Annotated in this window: 15 protein-coding genes and 2 pseudogenes; 12 read left to right on the forward strand and 5 right to left on the reverse strand. The window is 41.9% G+C overall.

Features of this window, described 5'->3' with window-relative positions; genetic code table 11:
- The 3 genes from QVP90_RS18075 to QVP90_RS18085 all read left to right on the forward strand — a co-directional run.
- The coding region (locus QVP90_RS18075) for a hypothetical protein (protein WP_288204908.1) at window positions 1–235 on the forward strand (235 nt) is incomplete at its 5' end.
- A 78-nt stretch (window positions 236–313) separates the two neighbouring features.
- Window positions 314–676 carry a hypothetical protein gene (locus QVP90_RS18080; RefSeq protein ID WP_021937197.1) on the forward strand — a complete coding sequence of 121 codons (363 nt, stop codon included), beginning with the start codon at window positions 314–316 and terminating at the stop codon, window positions 674–676.
- Between the two features lie 128 nt (window positions 677–804).
- On the forward strand, window positions 805–2658 hold the full coding sequence (locus QVP90_RS18085; protein WP_229108883.1) for a discoidin domain-containing protein: 1854 nt from the start codon (window positions 805–807) through the stop codon (window positions 2656–2658).
- Window positions 2659–2821: 163 nt separating this feature from the next.
- On the opposite strand, the gene QVP90_RS18090 is transcribed toward QVP90_RS18085, so the two are convergent.
- From QVP90_RS18090 to QVP90_RS18110, 5 genes are all read right to left on the reverse strand, one after another.
- Complete coding sequence (locus QVP90_RS18090; RefSeq protein ID WP_005927316.1) at window positions 2822–5059, reverse strand: GH92 family glycosyl hydrolase; 2238 nt, start codon at window positions 5057–5059, stop codon at window positions 2822–2824.
- 46 nt (window positions 5060–5105) lie between these two features.
- On the reverse strand, window positions 5106–5498 hold the full coding sequence (locus QVP90_RS18095) for a DUF4982 domain-containing protein (protein WP_021937199.1): 393 nt from the start codon (window positions 5496–5498) through the stop codon (window positions 5106–5108).
- A gap of 18 nt (window positions 5499–5516) precedes the next feature.
- Window positions 5517–7115, reverse strand: a complete 1599-nt coding sequence (locus QVP90_RS18100) for a glycoside hydrolase family 2 protein (RefSeq protein WP_264380824.1) — start codon at window positions 7113–7115, stop codon at window positions 5517–5519.
- Window positions 7116–7337: 222 nt separating this feature from the next.
- Entirely contained in the window at window positions 7338–10142 is a 2805-nt protein-coding gene (locus QVP90_RS18105) for a hypothetical protein (protein WP_021937201.1), read from the reverse strand.
- A gap of 85 nt (window positions 10143–10227) precedes the next feature.
- A complete protein-coding gene (locus tag QVP90_RS18110) occupies window positions 10228–12717 on the reverse strand; it encodes a hypothetical protein (protein ID WP_288204909.1) in 2490 nt (829 codons plus the stop codon).
- A gap of 970 nt (window positions 12718–13687) precedes the next feature.
- Between QVP90_RS18110 and rimP the strand changes: the two genes are divergently transcribed.
- The 9 genes and pseudogenes from rimP to QVP90_RS18150 all read left to right on the forward strand — a co-directional run bounded on the left by rimP (window position 13688) and on the right by QVP90_RS18150 (window position 24323).
- The gene (gene rimP / locus QVP90_RS18115; protein ID WP_021937203.1) at window positions 13688–14155 is read left to right on the forward strand and encodes a ribosome assembly cofactor RimP; all 468 of its coding nucleotides are present in this window, start codon (window positions 13688–13690) and stop codon (window positions 14153–14155) included.
- Between the two features lie 2 nt (window positions 14156–14157).
- Window positions 14158–14328, forward strand: a pseudogene (locus QVP90_RS19935) (NusA N-terminal domain-containing protein); the annotation flags it as partial.
- A gap of 15 nt (window positions 14329–14343) precedes the next feature.
- A pseudogene (nusA, locus tag QVP90_RS18120) lies at window positions 14344–15537 on the forward strand (transcription termination factor NusA); the annotation flags it as partial.
- 143 nt (window positions 15538–15680) lie between these two features.
- Window positions 15681–18731, forward strand: a complete 3051-nt coding sequence (gene infB / locus QVP90_RS18125) for a translation initiation factor IF-2 (RefSeq protein ID WP_005927298.1) — start codon at window positions 15681–15683, stop codon at window positions 18729–18731.
- 130 nt (window positions 18732–18861) lie between these two features.
- Window positions 18862–19365 carry a CvpA family protein gene (locus QVP90_RS18130; protein ID WP_021937205.1) on the forward strand — a complete coding sequence of 168 codons (504 nt, stop codon included), beginning with the start codon at window positions 18862–18864 and terminating at the stop codon, window positions 19363–19365.
- Between the two features lie 3 nt (window positions 19366–19368).
- Complete coding sequence (sufB, locus tag QVP90_RS18135) at window positions 19369–20823, forward strand: Fe-S cluster assembly protein SufB (RefSeq protein ID WP_021937206.1); 1455 nt, start codon at window positions 19369–19371, stop codon at window positions 20821–20823.
- 111 nt (window positions 20824–20934) lie between these two features.
- Window positions 20935–21690 (forward strand): Fe-S cluster assembly ATPase SufC, encoded by a 756-nt coding sequence (gene sufC, locus QVP90_RS18140; RefSeq protein WP_007479224.1) that lies wholly within the window; start codon window positions 20935–20937, stop codon window positions 21688–21690.
- A gap of 30 nt (window positions 21691–21720) precedes the next feature.
- Window positions 21721–23064, forward strand: a complete 1344-nt coding sequence (sufD, locus tag QVP90_RS18145; protein ID WP_005927285.1) for a Fe-S cluster assembly protein SufD — start codon at window positions 21721–21723, stop codon at window positions 23062–23064.
- Window positions 23065–23111: 47 nt separating this feature from the next.
- Window positions 23112–24323, forward strand: a complete 1212-nt coding sequence (locus QVP90_RS18150) for a cysteine desulfurase (protein WP_005927282.1) — start codon at window positions 23112–23114, stop codon at window positions 24321–24323.
- Window positions 24324–24345: the final 22 nt, after the last annotated feature.

Raw genomic sequence — 24345 nt, forward strand, 5'->3', positions numbered from 1 at the left:
TGTCTGTTTTTTATCTATACTATTTTCATTAATAAATAGAGTATATCCTATAGGGGGAAAAGAGTATCTATTGAATAATGTTATGTATTTTTCGACATGGGGAACTCTGTTTTTTATTGAAATAAGAAAAGTGCTTATAATAAAAGGAAATAAGAAAGAACAGTCCGTAGATTATTTTCCTATCATTATTACTATTTTAATGATGATAGTTTGTTTAGTGGATATGTTAAGGTGAGGTTTCTTGAAATGTGCTTGGTTGGGTATAGACGTTTAGTTGCGAATTTGAACTGTTTGACTTCTAATTATATGAGTTATGCATGGGAATAGTGTGAAGATTCTTATTGGCGTTTTTATTGCATCTGTATTGCTATTTATAGTTACTAGTCCTTTGTTGATGATACAAACCGAAAGTGCTGCAATCATCACTTGTGTGATTTTTCAAGCATTTACAACTGTTGTAATAGGCAGGTTGTGTGGAAGGGTAAAACTTTGGCAGTTATTTGTTACGATACTTATTGGTAGTTCGATTATTGATTTATATATAAGAATTCGTTATTTTACAGAAACATTAGGTTCGTTTCGTATTTTTGTAGGTATTCTGGTTGCTATAGTTGTTGGGTATTTAGTGTTTAGATTACTTCCTAATGCTGGAACTCGGAGTCAATCTGAAAAGTAAATTCTATTGTATTGAATTTAATGAAAGGCACATTTATGAAACAATGTATTATCTTATGTTTTTCTTGTTTTTTATCTTGTTTTTCGAGTTGTCAAAGATATGATTCTCAATTAGAAGAAGCATTAATTTTGGCAAAAGAAAATCGGGGAGAACTGGAGAAGGCATTGGCCTTTTATGAAAAGGATTCATTGAAACTGGAAGCTGCGAAGTTTTTAATAAAGAATATGCCCGGACATTACTCTTATAGAGAGGTGGATAGCGTTGAGAAATATTATGATGCTGTAGATTCTGTATTAAAGTATGTGCAATGTTCAAGGGAGGAGATACGGGATACTTTGGAGAAGGTATCCCAGCATTTTGCTATGAACTATTATACCATTCCGGATGTGGAGATTATCAGATCTGATTTTCTGATTGCAAACATTGAAAAAGCTTTTAGTCAATGGAAAGAGGGAGAATGGGCCACTCATGTCTCTTTTCAGGATTTCTGCGAATATCTGCTTCCTTATAAGGCAGTGGAATTACAGCCTTTTGATAGTTGGAGAGATTCTGCGGGGATTAAGTATAGTAAGGGCCTTGATGAGTTACAGTACTGCGAGGCATATAGAGGGTCGGCTGTTTGGGCCACTCATCGTGTGAATAATCAATTGAGGGAAGATGTCCATCCTTATCTGCTTGATTATAATATGTATCCGATTCATCGTTTAAGGACGAAAACGAAACTGCCTTTTGGTGTTTGTGAAGATTATGTTGAAATGGCAACTTCGGTTATGCGGAGTAACGGTATTCCTGTTATGATGGATTTTACTCCTCAGTGGCCTTTTCTTGACTTGGGGCATTCTTGGAATGTTTTATTAGCTAATAATGGAAAGAACATCCCATTTAGCGGAGCGGAGAGTAATCCGGGAGAACCGCACAAATTAGGTGAGAAAATGGCAAAAGTTTATAGGAGAACCTATGCAAGGAATGCCGAAATGCAGGATTTGCTGGGAAGTGAAAGATATGTCCCTGAAACTTTTCGAACTCCTTTCATAAAGGATGTGACAGCTGAATATATGGCAACTTGTGATGTGGATATCAAAATAGACAGCGAACACAGTAAATATGTTTATTTGGCCGTTTTTAACAATCCTTCTTGGATTCCTATCGCATTTGCGAAAGTCAAGAACCATATTGCACAATTCAAGAAATTGGGAAAGAATGTTTTATATCTTCCGGTTAGTTATACGGAGTATGGAATACAACCAGTGGGGAATCCTTTTATTCTAACTTCTAAAGGCAAAGTAACAACAATTATCCCCAATAAAAAGGTATTGCAATCAATGACTCTTTACAGAAAGTATCCATTGTTTAAACATGTTCAGGATATAGCATATCGAATACTGGGAGCCAAATTTCAAGCGGCAAATAAACCTACTTTTGAAGATTCTGTATCTATATATAGAATAGACAAATGGGGTACGAGAGGAGAAGAGATCAATATCCCCCCCTTAGGTAATAAATATAGGTATTGGCGATTGTTTCAGCCGGAATGGTCGCATTGTAATGTTGCTGAAATAACCTTTGTAGAACGGGACTCTCATCTGAGGAATCAAGGTAAGGTGATAGGTCTTCCACGCTCGTGGAATAATGATCCGAATACGTATAAGGAGGCAGCTTTCGATGGAGATTTACTTACTTTTTTCGATTCGGCACTTCCTGCCGGTGGTTGGGTAGGTATGGATTTTGGACATCCGGTGGATATAGAAAAAATTATTTATACACCGAGAGGCGACGGTAATACAATCGGTATTGGAGATGAATATGAATTGTTCTATTGGACAGACCATCATTGGGCCTCTTTAGGAAAACAAATTGCTACTACTATAAAGTTGGAATATACCGAAGTGCCTTCTGGCGGACTGTATTTTTTAAGAAACCTAACGAGAGGAAAAGAAGAACGAATTTTTACGTATGTAGATGGAGAGCAGGTGTTCTGGTAAGAGAAGTTCAAGATGAATCGTCAAGTTAGTTGTAAAATTCTCTGATTATCAGTATTGGACAATATATCAGTTTTTTCACAAACAGATAAGAGGGTACTTTTTTGTTTGTGAAGTACCCTCTTATACTTTGATAAATAATAGTAAAGTCGTGTTGTAATTTGGTTTATTTGTAGACGGTTTGTTTGTTTCCCATAATGAAGCGTAGTTCTTTAGCGCCGATCAAGTCGAAATAGTTGATAAAAGGCTTTAGAAGTTTTTTCCCATCCAGAAATACGGATTGTACATATTGGTTTTCTTCTGAAAGGTTGTCTGCTTTTATCGTTAATTCGTGATCTTTCAATTGGATTTTGATTTCCGGTAATTGGGGAGCTCCTATGGCAAATTCATTACTTCCGGGAGTTACCGGATAGAATCCCATTGCCGAGAAAAGATACCAGGCGGACATTTGACCGCAATCGTCATTACCATTTACGCCGTCGGGAGAATTCTTATAGTTTATTCTCACGTGTTTACGAGCCAGTTCCTGTGTTTTCCACGGTTCGTTGCAGTAGTTGTACAGGTAGATGTAATGATGTCCCGGTTCGTTGTCGTGCCGGTAGTGGTCTTCTTCGAAGTTACGGTCCAGTTTGGCGGAGAATGCCTTTTCTCCTCCCATCATGTCGATCATGCCGGGGATATCTTGAAGAACACAGAATAGATAGGTCCACTTGGAACCCTCTGTTAATCCGTGCCGTGAGTGATCGTCCAAATCTATCCAGCTTCCGTCGTAATTACGTGGCAGGAAGAATCCTTTTTCGGCATTGTATTGATTTCTGTAATTCTGGCTGAACTGCATCAGGCGGTTGTAGTCTTCGGTTTTTCCTAAGTCTTTTGCCATTTGTGCCACGCACCAGTCATCGTATGCATATTCTAAAGTTCTGGAAACGGACTCTGCTGTCTTGTCATCGGCTACATATCCGAGGGAGTGGTAATAGCTGGCTCCTGCACGTCCTTCAAAAGAGGTCCAATAGTCACGGTCTCCGTATCTTCTTTGTGTGTCGCAATCAGGAGGGACCATTGCGTTTTTGCGTAGGGCTTCATAGGCCAGACCGATATCGTAGTTGCGAATCCCTTTCATGTAGGCATCGGCTATCACGGCATCTGCATGAGTACCTATCATAATATTGGTATAGCTGGGATTGGGCCACATAGGCAGCCAGCCGCCCTCCTTATACATTTGTAGCAATGCAGTAATCCAGTCGCTGGTCAAGTCGGGCTCTATAAGGGTCATTAAGGGATGGAATGCACGGAATGTATCCCAAAGGGAGTAGTCATTGTACGAGAATCCATCGTGGATTTTATCATCAAAGGCGCTGTAATATTTTCCGTATTCCGAGAACTCACGGGGAAACAGATAACAATGATAAAGTGCTGTGTAAAATATCGGTGCATCATCTTTATTGTTTCCTTTGATGTGGAATTTGGAGAGCTTGTCGTTCCATGCCTTTTTGGTATTATTGCATAATTGTTTGAAGTCCCATTCGGGAACCTCATGTTCCAGATTCATACGTGCCTGTTCGATGCTTATGAAAGAGGTTGCGATCTGCACTTGTATTTGCGGGGAGCTTTTGTCGAAGTCTATATAGGCTCCCATCCGGGTGCCGTATAACTCTTTCTCTCCCGGATAAAGGGTGGAATCGTTCCAGCAACCGAAATCTTTTATATCCCGGTTGAAGCGGATGATGAAGTATCCTTTAAAATTGGGGAGGTCCGGTCCTATTTGTGCCGATTGCCTGTCCGGATTGTAACCGATAATCTCGTTGTTTTCCGTATCTATTTTCACCCAGCCTTTTATGGTGTTCAGGCGATGGCTCAGATGATTGCACCAATCGTTCAGGGCAGGGTTTAGATTAATGCCTTGGATGATTAACCGGGGTTTCTGATTCTTGGGGAAACGGAAGTTGAGCATTGCGCACCGGCTGGATGCTGTCAATTCTGTAAAAATGCGGTTCTTCTGTTTATCGGTTAGAGTGACGGAATAATAATGGGGAGAGGCTTTTTCATCTTTGTGATTGAAACTCATCTTTCTGTCTTCCGGAAGAACTTTCACCGTTTCTCCTACTTGGGGCATAACCGATACATAACCGTAATCTCCCATCCAGATGGTGGGTTGATGGGAACCTAAAAATCCCATAATGTGTTCATCATCATAGACGTATGCCATACCTCCCATCTTGTTCTCTCTCGTCTGCGGGAGAAAACTGGTCATGGCAAAAGGCGTACCGACGTAGGGTACTGTGCCTCCTTCACCTTTGAGGGCAGTGCCGATGAAAGGATTTACATAGTCCACAACCTCTTTTGGGGGTTGAGAATAGGTGAGACTTGTATAGAAACATAGAAACAAAAAAAGTATTTTCTTCATGGTGTTTATTTGGGGTGTTATACATTAATAAGATAGCGGGCTATGTTTACTTTTTCTTATCTAAAAGAACCCATTTACACTGGTCTGTCAGATCGACAGTACCTTTCTTTCCGGATGCTTCGATCCGGTTTTCTCCTTTTTTGAGTGATACGTTTTTCCAGATAAGGATATTATCCTCTCTGTCAGGATGTCCACAGTCTTGTCCGTTCACTTTTAGGTGAATGTGATCACAGTTAGAATAAATTTTGATATCGGTGGCGGGTTCTCTTCTGGCAATATCTCTTTTGCTGGTGATATGTAGAACCGGTGACTCGGACCATGCCGATTGATAAAAGTAGAAAGCATCTTTTTTGACTTTTCTGTCATAAGTAACCAGCCCTTTATCATTTAGTCCCAGTATATCTCCTTCGTTTCTGGAGGCACTTGCAAAGTCGAACATATTCCATACAAAAGATCCCTATACGAAATCGCTGCTACTTATTCCCCGGTAATTCTGCTCGTGAACAATGGCCTGCCACTCTTCCGGATGAAAGATTCCATCTGTTTTGGGGGCTGATTGAACGTCTTGTTGGTGATGCCAGATATTGGCTCCTGCACCATATTCACTGACACAGATACCTTTGTTTCCCACCAGACGGTTCCAGTGTGCTACGGACGATTTCATAGTGGAAGGTTGTGCCCAATACCATCCCGGGTAAGTATTGTACGCCATGATATCTGTAATTACATTTTCCGGTCGGTTTTCTACGTTGGCGGCAGCAACTGTCAGACGTCCCGGATCTTCTTTATGGGCTACTTCATTCAATTCCTGTATCAGTTTTTTTACATCTCCTTCGCACAGTTCATTGAACAAGCTCCAGCAAAAGATAGAAGGATGATTAAAGTTCTGCCGGATTAACTCGGTTAATTGCAGTTTTATATTTTCGGTGAAGGCAGGGGTAGGAGATGCTTTGCCTATAAGAGGAATCTCTGCCCATACCAGCATACCTTCCCGGTCGCATAGCGAATAGAAAAAGTCAGAATGTGGATAGTGGGCCAGTCTTATTCCGTTGGCTCCTATCTCTTTGATCAATTCCATGTCTTCATTATGCTCCTTGTTTGTTATTGCCCATCCTTTTCCGGCCCGGTCTTGATGTCTGTTTACACCTTTTATTTTATAGGGATTACCGTTTAGGAAGAAACCTTTTTGAGCATCGACGGAGTAGTATCTTAACCCAGTGTACTGAGATAAAGTGTCTACTACGGTATTTCCTTTCATTACTTCTATAAAAACACGATACAGATGAGGGGATTTTTTTCCGTTCCACAAAACAGGTTGTTTTATGTTCAGCTTGTTAACAAATTCAACGGTCTCGTCTTTTCCGGATGCTTTCCGGGTGATACAGTTGCCTACAAGTTGTCCTTTCGCATTAAACACACTGGTTTTTACAGATAAATCTTTTTCTGCCTTGCTGCTATTCACTTTGGTTACGACAGATAATTCTGCCTGCTTGGAATCTACTTTGTTTTGATGTATATAGACTCCCGAAGAAGCGTAATCTAATGGAGTGACACAAGTCTTGGGCAGTACAAGTAGAGATACCGGTCGGTAGATACCGCCAAAAACAGTAAAATCGCCGGATAGGGGAGCGATATCGTTGTCTAAACGATTGGAAACCTTTACTTCTATAAGGTTGTCTCCCTTTTTTAATGAAGAAGTTATCTCAAAACAGAAAGCATTAAATGAACCTTTATGGTTCCCCACCGGGATGCCGTTCACAAAGACATCAGCTACTTGGCTGACTGCTTCAAAACGTAGGAAAGCACGTTGTTTTAACATCTCCGGCAATATGTTCAGATGATAGCGGTATTCGCCCGTTCCCCGATAGTAGTCGGGAGTCAGGCCATCTGTTGCATTCCAGGTATGCGGGACTGTTACTTTTTCCCAAGTTAAATTATTTCCGTCTTTGTCTGAACGGAACTCCCATTCTTGATCCAATAGAAGTTTTTGGCGCAATTGGGCGGAAGATTGCAAAAAAGGGAATAAACATAAAACAACAACAATAATAAATTTCATTCGTATGTACATGAGTGCATAAAATTTAAGATAACAATATTGATAAGGATGATATGGCAAATTTAGCGTAGAAAATCCTGATTCTATAGTAACGAAGCACTCATTTTATAGCAAATATGTATTATTCCGACAATAATTCGGTTTGAAAAAAAACGTTTGATACGGATATTCTATTTTTTGAAACCTTGAATTAAGTAATATCACTCTACTTGGATGCAAGTCCTATTTAGTCTTTATCCGTCCTGTAACTCTGCAGGGTACTCCATTTTCAGTAATCCCTTCCAGTACGTATTCCATATCGTGATTCATATCTGTGGTATAGAAAGATACTTTGGTACGTCCGGTAGAATCGGTTTGTATTTGGGGATTCCAATAAATAGTTGTCCTAAAATCGGTCTTGTCGGTTTGTAGCGAATCGGGTACATCGTATTGGGGTGAATAAAACTCTGCTGGCTTCTGGTAACCTAACGGATAAAGGGTAGCCAATCCCAGCGATGGGCGATAATAATGGGCGGAGCCTCCATTCTTCAATTCGATGAGAATGACACCTTTGTATTTGTCCATTTCGGCGGTATGCTTCTGAAAGTCTGTATTCTTCCATCCGGTATTCTCGTTTGCATCGTTTTTCCACCCTTCTTCTATTTTTTCCTTAAAGCTTACTCCTCCGGTGATCGTGTTACTCTCTTTCAGTTTGGGGCCTACCTGCCATTCGGCTCCTTTCAGGAAAGGTGCATTCGGGACATAAACCGGTACGCTTTGAGCATCCCGGAAAAAAGAGATAGATGCGATCTCACTTGCCATATAGTATTGCAAGTCAGTAGATTCTACCAGGTTCATATCTACAACAAAACGCAGCTCTTTTCCTCGGTATATATATTGGTCTTCTGTTAATTTTCCGATTCCCGGTGTTTTGAGTATAATGTTTTCATAGACAATATCCCACACACTCTTATTTTTGTATTCTGCTTCTATCATCCTGTCGGTTATTACATAATCGGCATATCCGGCAAACTCCCCTGCTAATTTTCCTGTCTTGCTGATATATTTGGCTGTAACGTTTATCTCATCCAACATAATCTCTTTCCAGATATTATTCTGCCGATAAATTTGATGGTATTCGTCCATCGCATTTTGAGTTCTTTCTTGTATGACTCCTTTGGGGGCGGGGATGAATGTTTTGGAATCCGGAAATACCTCTGCGTCCGGGTAAATCATTACCCCTTTCGCTTTTCCTCTTTTATTAATGGCGTTAATGGTGAATGCGGTACTATCCGGAAACTCAATTCCGTTGAAAAAGTAGTTCCCTACGCTGTCTACTTGTGCGTGTACGGCTTTCCAGTGATTACTGAAGCCGACAACCTCTATTCCGTTCATGCTTTTCCAGAAGAGCGGCTTAACCTTTCCGGTAAGTGATTGTCCTATCTCCATCGGATGTTGGGGTTGAGGTACATGTTCCTGTAAGATAGATGACAAATCGTATTTTTTCCATCCTTGGGTTAGCATCAACAGGTCCAGATGTTCGTTTATCTGTGTTGTGTTTGCAGTGAAGTAGTAGTTAGGGCTTTCTATATGCCCTCTTAATTCTGACTTCATTAAAAGCTGAGTACTAATATTGTTTTCCAATGAATCCCATTTTATAAGTTGGGCATCAGTGACAGAAAGGGCGAAGTCTCCATTGCCGGGTAGACTTATTTGCATTTCTACTTTTTCTCTTTGCCCATATGCAGCTTGGTCGGTTTGTATCCGGGGGGTAATATGAGTTTCCTTTTTTATGTACATCATTCGTTCGCAGAATACCCGACCCGTTTGGTTGGTGATTGCTACGTTAAGAATACCTTCGGGTACTTGGCTTAGAGAGAACTTACCGGTTTTGTTGTTTGTAGTTAGTGGCTTGACTATTGAAGGTATCCCCCGAGTATGGGCAATTATCAGTAAGCTGTCCGTTGGGAAGTTCGTATTGTTTTCGAGCATGTAAATACAAGTCTCTCCCTGTTGGCGGAGTTGTAACGTTATTCCTTTCTCTTGTACTTTGGGGAGTCGGAATTGCTTTTCAATCCCTTTATTGTCGGTGATAATTGCTAAATAGATACTATCCTTTTGTGCTAATAGCGGAAACTTTCCCATGCCATTGTGCAGGGTCATTATGTCAGCCATAAATGTTCCTCCCGCGCTGAACACTTTTCCGGATACAGAGGTACTCAACCCGTCTGCTCCTATGGCTTTGAATGCGACTGTTTGAGGAGTGCCTGCCAATAATATTCCGCTTTCGGGAAAAAATTGGACGTCAAAATCTTCTCCTCTTTCGGGTATGGCAAACTTTTGTTCATAGATGATTCCTCCTTTATTATCAAAGACAGTAGCTGATAATTGTTGTTTTTCTGTGGGACGATCTTGCTGCTGTATTTGTAATTCGATTTCTCCTTTAGAATCGGTTAAGGCATATCTTTTCCGATATTTCTTACCATTCCTGTTATAAGCAAAATCGATCCGGCAATTTTTAATCGGGGAACCGTCACTATAAGTATATTGAATAAGGGCTTGTTGTTTATTCTCCTTTGCCGGATAGAATTTGGCGGTCAGTATTTTAGGGTTTTGTATGACTTTACTGATTGAGATATTCTTTTGGAAAAAGTAATCTGGTGAATCATTTCGCATCCAATTGGTATATGCGCGTAAGGCATATTCTCCGGGAATAAGCTTTTTATCAAGGGCTAAATATCCGGAAAAAGCATTGTTTTCTTTTCGGATTTTTATCCTCCTTTCCACGCTGTCGAGTTGATTGATCAATTCTATATATACAAAATTACTGGGCGATGGTTGGTAAATTTGTGCATTAACTACGTAAGCTTTTAACCAGATTGTATCTTCTGTCGTATAATAGGGCTTATCAGTTTGTAAATAAATGCTTTCAGAGAGGGAGGAAGTCAGATAATTGACAAATTTCCGGTTGAGATCACTTGGACTATTTTGTGCTTGAGAAGTCATATTTGACAAACAAATGAATAAAATAGAAATGATGTGTTTCATACATAATAAGATTTTGATTTTTCAAAAGTAAGAAAGGAAAATCCCCGAAGGAAAGGGACTTCCCTACTCTTTTTAGGTATTTACCCTATTCTTTCTTCACTTTTATCCGTCCTGTCGCCCGGCAAGGTATTCCGTTCTCGGTAATACCTTCCAATATGTATTCCATATCATGTTTCATATCCGTGGTGTAGAAAGATACTTTGGCATGTCCGGTAGAATCGGTTTGTATCTTGGGATTCCAATAAACGGTGGTTCTGAAATCAGTTTTATCGGCTTGTAACGAATCGGGCACATCGTATTTGGGTGAATAAAACTCTGCCGGCTTTTGGTAGCCTAACGGATAGAGAGTAGCCAGACCGAGTGAGGGGCGGAAGTAGTGAGCTGTACCCCCTTTTTTTAATTCGATAAGGATCACTCCTCTATATTTGTTCATTTGAGCCGTTATGAATTCGTCATGCATGGGTACATATAGAGGCACCTCAGAGGCTTCTTTAAAGAAGGAGATTGATGCAATCTCTTCAGCCATATAGAATCGTAATTCATCGTATTGAATCAGTTTCATGTCAACAGCAAATCGTAGTGGCTTTCCTCTATACCAAAAATGGTCTTCCTCTACCATAGTGATGCCAGGGAAACGTTGCATGATGGCAGTATGTATTATGTCTGCCACGGATTTATTCTTATATTCTTCCTCGATCGTTTTGTCTGTTACAACATAATCCGCATAAGCGGCAAATTCACCTGCCAACTTACCGGTCTGACTGATATATTTTTGTGTCACAACGATGTCATCTAATACAATCTCTTTACTTATATCGTTTTGTATATATGTTTCTTTGTATAGCCTAAGGTGTGCCTCCACTTCCTCAAAGTGGTGTGAATTTGGGATAAATAGGTTTCTTGTGTCGGGAAATATCTCCGGTGACGGATAAATCATGATTCCTTTTGCTTTTCCTTTCTTATTAACTGCATTGATTGTGAATGCCGTACTATCCGGAAATTCAATTCCTTCGAAAACATAATTTCCGGAGGTATCTACTTTTGCATGTATGGCTTTCAACTTATCAGTGAATCCTACTACTTCTGCCCCCTTAATTTTCTTTCGGAGAAAAGGTTTTACTCTTCCACTCAAAGCCTGTCCCCGCTCTAAAGGTATTTTCATTTCCGGTACTTGTTGTTGTAAGATGTTCGGTAAATTATAGCGTCTCCATCCTTGCGTAAGCATTAGGAGATCTAAATGCTCGTTGACTACCTTGTTATCACTTGTGAAATAATATCCGGGTTTTTCGATGTGTCCTTTGATTTCTGATTTCAGTAATAATTGGCTGATGATATGGTTATTCAGAGAATCCCATTTCACAACTTTCGCATCAGTAACAGACAGGGAAAATTCTCCTTTCTGTCCGGTATTTAGTAGCATTTCCACTCTCTCTCGTTTTCCGTATTCCTGTGAATTGGTTTTAATTTGTACAGCCGGGCTATGTGCTTTCTTGACATATAACATTCGTTCGCAGAATACGTTTCCTATCCGGTCGACGACGGCAACATTCAAGATACCTTCAGGGCATTGGCTTAAAGAAAACTTTCCGCTTCTTTTCTCTTCGGTCAGTTGTCTGGTTACGGAAATCATTCCACGTGTATGGGCAATTAGAAATAAACTATCCGTTGAGTATGCCGTATGATTCTCAATAGAGTAGAGGCAATTTTCCTCTTTAATGTTAAGCCGGAGTGTCATTCCCTCAATTCGTGCTTCGGGAAGTTTGAGCTTTTTCTCAACACCCTCCCGGTTAGTTACCACAGCATAATATATACTATCTTTGTGAGGCCACAGTGCAAACTTTCCCATACCGTCATGCTGGGTGTGTATTTGGGCTATTTCATTTCCTCCTTCGCTGATCACTTTTCCCGAGATGTGTTCACATAGTCCGTCTGGACCGATTGCTTTGAAAGCTACAAATTGCCATGTCTCTGTTAATAATGTGCCGCTTTCCGGGAAGAACTGTACATCAAAATCTTTTTTGAGGTTAGGAATAACGAAATTCTGTTCGTGCGAGATGATCCATTTCTGATCGAAAATGGTTGCTGTCAGCTTCTGCTTATCAGGTTTTTCTTCATTCAACCGAATGTTGAATCGTATTTCTCCCTCATTATTAGTGACAGAATAGTTTTTTCTATATTTACGTCCGTCTTTGGTGTATGTAAAATCTATTCTTCGTCCTTTGATAGCTGAACCGTCGCTATATGTATATTTGGCAACGGCTTGTAATCTGTCTTTTTCGATAGGAATATATTTTATAGTGAGTAGCTGGGGTGTTTGCTTCACTCGTTCAATAGTAATATTTTTTTGGAAGAAGTATTCCGGCACTTCGTTTCTCATCCAATTTGTATAGGCACGGAGTGCATACTCTCCGGCGAGGATGTGCTCGTTTAATTTGATATATCCTTGAAATCCGGCAGAATCTTTTTTTAGCTTTATTCTGTTTAGTATTTCATTTTGCTGATTTATGAGTTCTACATAAACAAAGTTGCTGGGTGAGGGTTGAAGTAATTGTGCATTCACTACAAAAGCTTTCATCCAGATGGTGTCTTCTACTACATAATAGGGCTTGTCAGTTTGTACATAAATGTTTTCGGGGAGCGTCTTGATTAAATATTGAGTGAACTTTTGGTTTAAATTATTGTAGATATCTTGAGCTTGAATGCATATGGCATATAAAGAAAATATTAAATAGATGCATGTTTTCATATAATATTAAAAAGTGCATGCAGGTTAGTGTGATAGTAAATTGGGTTTCACTAACTTGCTTGCTGTGATTGAATGAAATTTGTTCAATTGATTTTACAAAAGTAGCCGAATTGTATGTGGGGTGTCATGTCTGTTTTGATGTTTACACTGTCCTTTCTGTCATTTGTTTTGCATGGGTTGGGTAAAAGGATTACATGTACGTTAACTGGGGGAGAGGCCGGGAGAAGAAGTGGTAGGTTTTAAGAAAAAGTACAATATTGTTTTTCGGCAGGTGTTTTTTATTCTTCAGAATACCTGCCCTATGATATTTTTACTGCCTTCACTCCCTTCACCTTTTTCGCTTAATCGCTTTATTCATCGGTAATACAGGGTGAAGGGCTGCTCCCGTTCTCCAGTCTCTATGCAAATGTCTTCCAAGTACTGTGTTTACGGCTTGTAAGCACCGTGGATACTACTCGTAGGCACCATGCATATGGACGGTGCGCATTATGCTTGGAAAACCAGATTGCACCTTCACCCTGTATTACCGATGAATAGAGCGGTTAAGCGAAAAAGGTGAAGAGAGTGAAGGGGGTAAAAACGATGTGGATAATGTACCGAAATAGTCAAAATTGATGCGAATAGTACTCTCTTCGTTGATTACGCAAAATTTCATCATGCTCTTTATGGGCAATGTTATAATAAACTTTTTTTCTCTAATATTTTGTAGTCGAACAGATTATTTATATCTTTGCACCCGAAATGGATGAAAGGTGGAGGGGCGATTAAGCTCCTTTTTTTGTTCTTATATAGCTAATCAATGATAGAAAAGAAAACTGTTAGTCAGATTGTTGAAGAGTGGCTGGAGGGAAAAGACTACTTTCTGGTGGAAGTGACCGTAAGCCCGGACGACAAGATTGTGGTCGAGATAGACCATGCAGAAGGTGTTTGGATTGAAGATTGCGTGGAGCTGAGCCGCTTTATCGAATCGAAGCTGAACCGTGAAGAGGAAGATTATGAACTGGAAGTAGGTTCGGCTGGAATCGGGCAGCCTTTTAAAGTGTTGCAACAGTATTACAACCATGTCGGTAGCGATGTGGAGGTTTTGACGAAAGATGGCCGCAAGCTGACCGGTGTATTGAAAGATGCCGATGAGGAAAAGTTTGTGGTGGCTGTACAAAAGAAAGTGAAAGTAGAAGGAGCAAAACGTCCTAAATTGATGGAAGAAGACGAAACCTTCCGTTATGATGAGATAAAATACACTAAATACTTAATTAGTTTTAAATAATTATGGCCAAGAAAGAAGAAACAATCAGCTTGATTGATACATTTTCGGAATTTAAGGAACTGAAAAATATCGATAGAACCACCATGGTGAGCGTGCTCGAAGAGTCGTTCCGTAGTGTGATCGCGAAGATGTTCGGCACCGATGAGAATTACGACGTAATTGTGAACCCGGACAAGGGCGACTTCGTCGATAGAACAACGATGGTAAGCGTGCTCGAAGAGTCGTTCCGTAGTGTTATCGCGAAAATGTTTGGCACTGATGAAAATTACGACGTAATCGTGAACCCGGACAAGGGGGACTTTGAAATATGGCGTAACCGGGAGGTAGTGGCAGACGAAGATTTAACAAACCCGAATATGCAGATTTCCTTGACGGAAGCACAGAAGATAGATGCTTCATATGAAGTCGGTGAAGAGGTTACTGATGAAGTGATTTTTGCAAAGTTCGGCCGTCGTGCTATTCTGAATCTCCGCCAGACGTTAGCTTCTAAGATTCTTGAGCTTGAGAAAGACAGTATTTATAATAAATATATTGATAAAGTAGGTACGATCATTAATGCAGAAGTATATCAGATTTGGAAAAAAGAGATGCTGCTGCTGGATGACGAAGGAAACGAACTGTTGCTGCCAAAGACAGAACAGATTCCGGCGGATTTTTATCGTAAAGGAGAAACGGCACGTGCAGTGGTGGCCCGTGTGGATAACAAAAACAATAATCCGAAAATTATCCTTTCGCGTACATCTCCTGTTTTCCTGCAGCGTCTGTTCGAAATGGAAGTACCGGAAATTAACGATGGCCTGATCACCATTAAAAAGATTGCCCGCATCCCCGGCGAACGTGCCAAAATTGCGGTAGAGTCTTATGATGACAGAATCGACCCGGTAGGAGCCTGTGTAGGTGTAAAAGGAAGTCGTATTCATGGCATCGTTCGTGAACTTCGCAATGAGAACATCGATGTGATTAACTATACATCGAATATCTCCTTGTTTATTCAGCGTGCCTTGAGCCCGGCAAAGATTTCTTCTATACGATTGAATGAAGAAGAACGCAAGGCTGAGGTTTTCCTTCGCCCGGAAGAGGTTTCGCTGGCTATTGGTAAAGGCGGTTTGAATATCAAACTTGCCAGTATGTTGACCGAGTACACTATCGACGTGTTCCGTGAACTGGATGAGAGTGCGCAGGATGAAGATATCTATCTGGAAGAGTTCAAAGATGAAATCGACGGATGGGTAATCGATGCTATCAAAGCTATCGGAATCGATACGGCTAAGGCAGTATTGAATGCACCTCGTGAGATGTTGATCGAAAAGACGGACCTGGAAGAGGAAACTGTGGACGAGGTATTACGTATTTTGAAATCGGAGTTTGAAGACAATGAATAATTTCATTTACGATTAGACTGTTTACGATTTGCGATTGGAGCTGCTCTCTATATTGTGGGTTGTAGATGAAAGGAAATTAAATGTCTGATCGTCAATCGTGAAATCGTAAATATCTTCGCTCCATTATTCTTTTAATTTAAAGTATGACGATAAGGTTAAACAAAGTAACAAGAGATTTGAATGTAGGAATCGCAACGGTAGTTGAGTTCCTGCAAAAGAAAGGGTATACCGTTGAGGCAAACCCGAATACAAAAATTACCGAGGAACAGTATGCTATACTCGTGAAAGAGTTTAGCACGGATAAGAATCTTCGGCTTGAATCAGAACGTTTTATCCAGGAACGTCAGAACAAGGATCGTAATAAGGCATCGGTGTCTATCGATGGTTACGAAAAGCAGCCGGAGAAGTCTAAGGCGGATGATGTTATCAAGACAGTCGTTCCCGAAGATGCACGTCCGAAGTTTAAACCTGTCGGAAAAATTGATTTGAATAAATTCAACCGGAAAGTAGAAAAAGAACCGGTAAGCGAATCTAAACAACAGTCGCAACCTCAAACTCAACAGCCCGCTCCGGTGGTAACTGAAGAGAAGAAAAAAGAGGAGGCAACGAAACCTGTTGTCGCCGAGGTGAAGAAAGAAGAAATCGTAGCACCGGTCGTACAGACGGAACCTGTGAAAGAAAAGGTGGAGCCTGTAGTGATAGAACAACCGAAGCCGGCGGTAGTAGAAGAAAAAGTAGTGGAAGAAGTGAAAAAGGAAGAACCGAAGGTGGAGGTGATGCCGGAAGTGACAAAAGAAGAAAAGGCAGAGCCTAAAGTGGAAACTCCGGAGACGGTTGCAACCGAGAAGCAAGAGGAGGATGTTTTCAAGATTCGTCAGCCGGAATTTGTATCCAAGATTAATGTGATCGGCCAGATTGACTTGGCTGCTTTGAACCAGTCGACCCGTCCGAAGAAAAAATCGAAAGAGGAGAAACGGAAAGAACGCGAAGAAAAGGAAAAACAGCGTCAGGATCAGAGAAAGCAGATGAAAGATGCTATTATCAAGGAGATCCGTAAAGACGACAGTAAGGTTGCTAAAAGTGCTCCTAAAGAAAATGCCGATGCAAATGGAAAGAAAAAACGCATCCGCATCAATAAGGAGAAGGTGGACGTCAACAATGTGGCTTCCAACTTTACACATCCTACTCCTAACAGTCAGAAACCTGCCGGACATGGCGGACAAGGCGGGGGACAAAACCGTAACCGTAACAATAATAAAGATCGCTTCAAAAAGCCGGTTGTAAAACAGGAAGTGAGCGAAGAAGATGTAGCTAAGCAGGTAAAAGAAACATTAGCTCGTCTGACAACGAAAGGTAAAAACAAGGCTTCCAAATACCGTAAGGAAAAACGGGAGATGGTTTCCAACCGTATGCAGGAACTGGAAAACCAGGAGATGGAAGAAAGCAAAGTGTTGAAGCTGACGGAGTTCGTAACAGCCAATGAGTTGGCGAGTATGATGGATGTATCTGTTAATCAGGTTATCGCTACTTGTATGAGTATCGGTATAATGGTTTCTATCAACCAGCGTCTGGATGCGGAAACGATTAATCTGGTGGCAGAAGAGTTCGGCTTTAAGACGGAATATGTAAGTGCGGAAGTGGCACAGGCTATCGTCGAAGAAGAAGATGCGGAGGAAGATCTGGAACCGCGTGCGCCGATTGTAACTGTGATGGGACACGTAGACCATGGTAAGACTTCATTGCTCGACTATATCCGTAAGGCGAATGTTATCGCCGGTGAGGCGGGTGGTATCACACAGCATATCGGTGCCTACCACGTGACAATGGAGGACGGACGTAAGATTACTTTCCTGGATACTCCAGGTCATGAGGCATTTACGGCTATGCGTGCCCGTGGTGCGAAAGTGACGGATATCGCCATCATCATTGTTGCGGCTGACGATAATGTGATGCCGCAAACGAAGGAGGCTATCAACCATGCAATGGCTGCCGGTGTTCCTATCGTATTTGCCATTAATAAAGTGGATAAGCCGACGGCTAATCCGGATAAGATAAAAGAAGAATTGGCTGCTATGAATTACCTTGTGGAAGAATGGGGTGGTAAGTATCAGTCACAGGATATCTCTGCCAAGAAAGGTCAGGGCGTTAGCGAGTTGATGGAAAAAGTGTTGCTTGAAGCTGAAATGCTGGAGCTGAAAGCTAATCCGAACCGTAATGCTACGGGATCTATCATTGAATCTACTTTGGATAAAGGGCGTGGCTATGTGGCTACGGTACTTGTATCCAACGGTACGTTGAAAGTGGGGGATATCGTGTTGGCAGGAACAAGCTACGGGCGTGTGAAAGCCATGTTCAATGAACGTAACCAGCGTATTAAGTCGGCCGGTCCTTCGGAGCCTGCATTGATTTTGGGATTGAATGGTGCGCCGGCTGCCGGTGATACTTTCCACGTGGTAGAGTCCGATCAGGAAGCACGTGAAATTACCAATAAGCGTGAGCAGTTGCAACGTGAACAGGGCTTGCGTACGCAGAAGATTCTTACATTGGATGAGTTGGGCCGTCGTATTGCGTTGGGCAACTTCCAGGAATTGAATATTATCGTGAAAGGTGACGTGGACGGTTCTGTAGAAGCTCTGAGCGACTCACTGATCAAACTTTCCACTCCGCAGATCCAGGTGAATGTGATCCATAAGGGTGTGGGACAGATTTCCGAATCGGATGTATCTTTGGCTGCTGCTTCTGATGCTATCATTATCGGATTCCAGGTTCGTCCTTCCGGTTCTGCTGAAAGAATGGCTGACAAAGAAGGTGTGGATATTCGCAAATACTCGGTTATTTACGATGCTATCGAAGAGGTGAAAGCGGCTATGGAAGGTATGTTGGCTCCGGAAGTGAAAGAGGTGGTTACTGCCACTATCGAGGTTCGTGAGGTGTTCAATATAACGAAAGTCGGTACGGTTGCCGGGGCGATGGTAAAGACCGGAAAAGTGAAACGCAGCGACAAGGCGCGCTTGATTCGCGACGGTATCGTTATCTTCTCGGGTGCTATCAACGCATTGAAACGTTTCAAAGACGATGTGAAAGAAGTCGGCACGAATTTCGAGTGCGGTATTAGTCTGGTAGGTACAAACGACCTGAAGATAGGCGATATGATCGAAACTTATGAAGAGGTAGAGGTAAAACAAACGCTATAAGCCTTATTTAGTTGAAAGTTGAGAGTTGAAAGTTGAAAGTTACTTGCAGTGTGATAGCAGCACTGTTGGTTTTTAACTCTCAACTCTTAACTGTATTCAGACTTTCAACTTTCAATTTTCAACTGTATTTATGGCAACTATCGATATTGTGATTTTGGTTATTGTTGGTGCCGGTGTGGTTGTTGGCTTTATGAAGGGTTTCATTAGGCAGCTTGCTTCCATATTGGGACTAATCGTGGGATTGCTGGCGGCAAAGGCATTGTATGCGTCATTGGCTGAGAAGTTTTGTCCTACGATAACCGATTCGATGACGGTTGCGCAGATTCTTGCTTTTGTTATCATCTGGATTGCTGTGCCACTAACTTTTACTTTAGTGGCATCTTTGTTGACAAAAGCGATGGAGGCTGTTTCTTTGGGATGGCTGAACCGTTGGCTTGGCAGTGGTTTGGGAGCATTGAAGTTTCTGTTGCTTACCAGTCTGATAATTTGTGTAATAGAATTTATCGATGCAGATAACACATTGATTAGTAAAACAAAGAAGGAGGAATCTGTGTTATATTATCCTATGGAAAAATTTGCGGGAATATTCTTCCCTGTGGCAAAAGAAGTGACACAACAATATATACTCAATTAAATGATGCAACAAGAAGAACCCAATAAATATGTAAAGGAACTTACGCAGGAGAAGTATAAATATGGCTTCACTACGGAGGTACATACGGATATCATTGAGAAAGGACTCAATGAAGACGTTATCCGTCTCATTTCTTCCAAAAAGGAGGAGCCGGAATGGTTACTGGAGTTCCGTTTGAAAGCGTATCGCCATTGGCTGACGTTAGAGATGCCTACTTGGGCGCATCTCCGAATTCCTGAAATAGATTATCAGGCAATATCTTATTATGCCGACCCGACAAAGAAGAAAGAAGGGCCGAAAAGTATGGATGAGGTAGATCCGGAGTTGATAAAAACGTTCAATAAATTAGGTATCCCGTTGGAAGAGCAGATGGCGCTGAGCGGGATGGCGGTGGATGCTGTGATGGACTCTGTTTCTGTAAAGACTACTTTTAAGGAGACATTGATGGAGAAGGGAATTATTTTCTGCTCATTCAGTGAGGCGGTTCGTGAACATCCCGACTTGGTGAAGAAATATCTTGGCTCGGTGGTTGGTTATCGTGATAATTTCTTTGCAGCTTTGAATTCGGCTGTATTCTCCGACGGTTCATTTGTCTATATACCGAAAGGCGTTCGCTGTCCGATGGAACTTTCGACTTATTTCCGTATCAATGCGGCAAATACAGGGCAGTTTGAACGTACTTTGATCGTGGCCGATGAAGATTCGTATGTCTCTTATCTGGAAGGATGTACCGCACCGATGCGTGATGAAAATCAGTTGCATGCCGCCATTGTGGAAATCATGGTGCATGATCGGGCTGAAGTGAAATATTCTACTGTTCAGAACTGGTATCCGGGTGATGCCGAAGGAAAAGGAGGTGTTTATAACTTTGTGACGAAGCGCGGTAACTGTAAGGGAGTAAATAGCAAACTTTCGTGGACACAGGTAGAGACCGGTTCGGCGATTACCTGGAAATACCCTTCCTGCATTCTTTCCGGTGATAACTCTACAGCCGAGTTTTATTCGGTGGCAGTGACAAACAATTATCAACAGGCAGATACCGGTACGAAGATGATACATCTTGGAAAGAATACCCGCAGTACGATTGTAAGTAAGGGAATTTCGGCCGGAAAGAGTGAGAACTCCTATCGTGGTCTTGTCCGCGTATCCGAGAAAGCGGATAATGCTCGTAATTATAGTCAATGCGACTCACTGCTGTTGGGCGATAAATGCGGCGCCCATACTTTCCCTTATATGGATATTCGTAATGAGACGGCTGTAGTGGAACATGAAGCTACAACCAGTAAAATCAGTGAAGACCAGATATTCTATTGTAATCAGCGCGGTATCCCGACTGAGGATGCTATCGGGCTTATTGTAAACGGATATGCCAAAGAGGTGCTTAACAAGCTTCCGATGGAGTTTGCCGTGGAGGCACAAAAGCTACTGACGATATCGTTGGAAGGCAGCGTAGGATGATTGGACGGGCAGACGATTTACGATTTACAATTGAAACTGGATTGTAAATGCGGATCGTCTTAGAAGTATTACCAATCGTAAATCGTAAATTGTAAAATCGTAAATATAATCATGTTAGAGATAAAAGACTTACATGCCAGTATTAATGGCAAAGAGATATTGAAAGGCATCAACCTGACTGTGAATGCAGGAGAAGTACATGCTATCATGGGGCCCAATGGTTCGGGTAAGAGTACGCTTTCTTCCGTGCTGGTGGGCAACCCGGCGTTTGAGGTGACGAAGGGGAGTGTGACTTTTTATGGTAAGAATCTGCTGGAGTTGAGTCCGGAAGACCGTAGCCATGAAGGCATTTTCCTTAGTTTCCAGTATCCGGTAGAAATTCCGGGAGTGAGTATGGTGAATTTCATGCGTGCGGCTGTGAATGAACAACGTAAGTATAAGGGACTTCCTGCCCTGACGGCCAGTGAATTCTTGAAACTGATGCGTGAGAAACGGGCGGTGGTAGAATTGGATAACAAGCTTGCCAACCGTTCGGTGAATGAAGGCTTTTCCGGTGGCGAGAAGAAACGTAACGAAATATTTCAGATGGCTATGCTCGAACCGCGTCTCAGTATCCTTGACGAAACAGATTCCGGTTTGGATATCGATGCACTTCGTATCGTAGCTGAAGGGGTTAATAAATTGAAAACTCCCGATACGAGTTGTATCGTTATCACTCACTACCAGCGTCTGTTGGATTATATCAAACCGGATGTCGTACATGTGCTTTATAAAGGACGTATCGTGAAGACCGGCGGCCCGGAACTGGCGCTTGAGTTGGAAGAGAAAGGATACGATTGGATTAAGAAAGAGGTTGATGATTTATAAATCATAATCTATAACTCATAAATCAATAAGATGACTGTAGAACAACAATATATAGATTTATTTTCTCAAACGGAAGCTATGATTTGCCGGCATAGTGCTGAGGTGATGAATGCACCGCGTGCTGCGGCTTTTGCCGATTTCGAGCGGTTGGGGTTTCCGACACGCAAGCAGGAGAAATATAAATACACGGATATCAGCAAATTCTTTGAACCCGATTACGGACTTAATTTGAACCGGTTGGAGATTCCGGTGAATCCTTATGAGGTGTTCAAATGCGATGTGCCGAACATGAGTACGTCTTTGTTCTTTGTGGTGAACGATGCGTTCTATAGCAGGAAGCTGCCTAAATCTCACTTACCAGAGGGAGTATTGTTCGGTGGATTGAAAGAAATGGCGGAACAGCACCCTGAGTTGGTGAAGAAATATTATAGCAAACTTGCTGATACTTCAAAAGACGGAGTGACGGCTTTCAATACAGCTTTCGCTCAGGACGGAATATTGATGTATGTGCCTAAAAATGTGATCGTTGAAAGACCTGTTCAGTTGGTAAATATTTTGCGTGCCGATGTTAATTTCATGGTAAACCGTCGTGTGCTGATAATCCTTGAAGATGGAGCGCAGGCACGTCTGCTGATTTGTGACCATGCTATGGATAATGTAAATTTCCTGTCAACACAGGTTATCGAGGTGTTTGCCGGAGAGAACTCTGTATTCGATCTGTATGAACTGGAAGAGACGCATACAAGTACGGTACGTATCAGTAACCTTTATGTACGGCAGGAAGCAAACAGTAATGTACTGTTGAATGGTATGACATTGCACAACGGTACTACCCGTAACACTACTGAAGTGACCCTTGCCGGAGAGGGAGCGGAAATAAATCTTTGCGGTATGGCCATTGCAGACAAGAACGAGCATGTGGATAATAACACCATGATAGACCATGCAGTTCCTAATTGTACCAGCAATGAACTGTTTAAGTATGTACTTGACGATCAGGCTGTCGGTGCTTTTGCCGGATTGGTATTGGTACGTCCGGATGCACAACATACAAATTCACAGCAGACTAACCGTAATCTGTGTGCTACACGTGATGCCCGTATGTATACACAACCGCAGTTGGAGATCTATGCCGATGATGTGAAGTGTTCTCATGGCGCTACGGTAGGTCAGTTGGATGAGGGTGCCCTTTTCTATATGCGTGCGCGTGGTATCTCGGAAAAGGAGGCCCGCCTGTTGCTGATGTTTGCTTTTGTGAATGAGGTAATAGATACGATCCGTCTGGATGCCTTGAAAGATCGTTTACACCTGTTGGTGGAAAAACGTTTCCGGGGTGAACTGAACAAATGCCAGGGATGTGCAATATGCAAGTAAATTGGTGGTAACTAATTATTTATCACAACTCACTAATCATTACCATTATGGATATACAAAAGATACGTGAAGATTTTCCTATTCTTGACCGTACGGTTTATGGGAAACCTTTGGTTTATTTCGATAATGCGGCAACTACGCAGAAACCTCGTTTGGTGATTGATTCTATTGTTGACGAATACTACTCCGTCAATGCAAATGTGCATCGTGGAGTGCATTATCTCTCCCAACAGGCTACGGAGTTGCATGAGTCCTCCCGTGAGACTGTCCGTCGGTTTATCAATGCCCGGAGTACGAACGAAATCGTTTTTACCCGTGGTACGACAGAGAGCATAAACTTACTTGTTTCCAGCTTTGGTGAGGAATTTATGCAGGAGGGGGATGAGGTGATTGTTTCTGTCATGGAACATCATAGTAATATCGTGCCTTGGCAATTGCTGGCTGCACGCAAGGGTATTACCATCAAGGTGATTCCGATGAACGATAAAGGTGAGCTACTGCTGGATGAATATGAAAAACTGTTTTCGGAAAGGACGAAGATTGTCAGTGTAACCCAAGTTTCCAATGTGTTGGGAACGGTCAATCCTATTAAAGAGATGATTGCTACAGCCCATGCACACGGGGTGCCTTTCTTGGTGGATGCGGCTCAGTCTGTTCCTCACCTGAAAGTGGATGTACAGGAACTCGATGCGGACTTTCTTGTTTTTTCTGCTCATAAAGTATATGGACCTACCGGTGTCGGTGTTCTTTACGGAAAAGAGGAATGGCTCGATCGTCTGCCTCCTTATCAGGGTGGAGGGGAGATGATACAACATGTCTCTTTTGAGAAAACAACTTTCAATGAACTTCCTTTTAAGTTTGAAGCCGGTACACCCGATTATATAGGTACGACCGGATTGGCAAAAGCACTCGACTACGTCACTGGGCTCGGTATCGAAAATATTGCGGCCCATGAGCACGAGCTGACGGTTTATGGTACGAAATTATTGGAGGAGATACCCAATATCCGTATCTTTGGGCAAGCAGAACATAAAAGCAGTGTTATCTCCTTTCTTGTGGGGGATATTCACCATTTTGATATGGGAACTTTACTTGATAGGCTGGGTATTGCCGTGCGTACCGGGCATCATTGTGCACAGCCTTTGATGCAGCGTCTCGGTATAGAGGGTACAGTGCGTGCTTCGTTTGCCATTTACAATACGAAGAAAGAGGTAGATGCACTTGTAGCCGGTATAGAGAGAGTGAGTAAGATGTTCTGATTTGGATCGGTAAAATATGGCC

The sequence above is a fragment of the Bacteroides sp. CAG:189 genome (assembly GCF_000432295.1).
GTDB lineage: Bacteria > Bacteroidota > Bacteroidia > Bacteroidales > Bacteroidaceae > Bacteroides > Bacteroides salyersiae.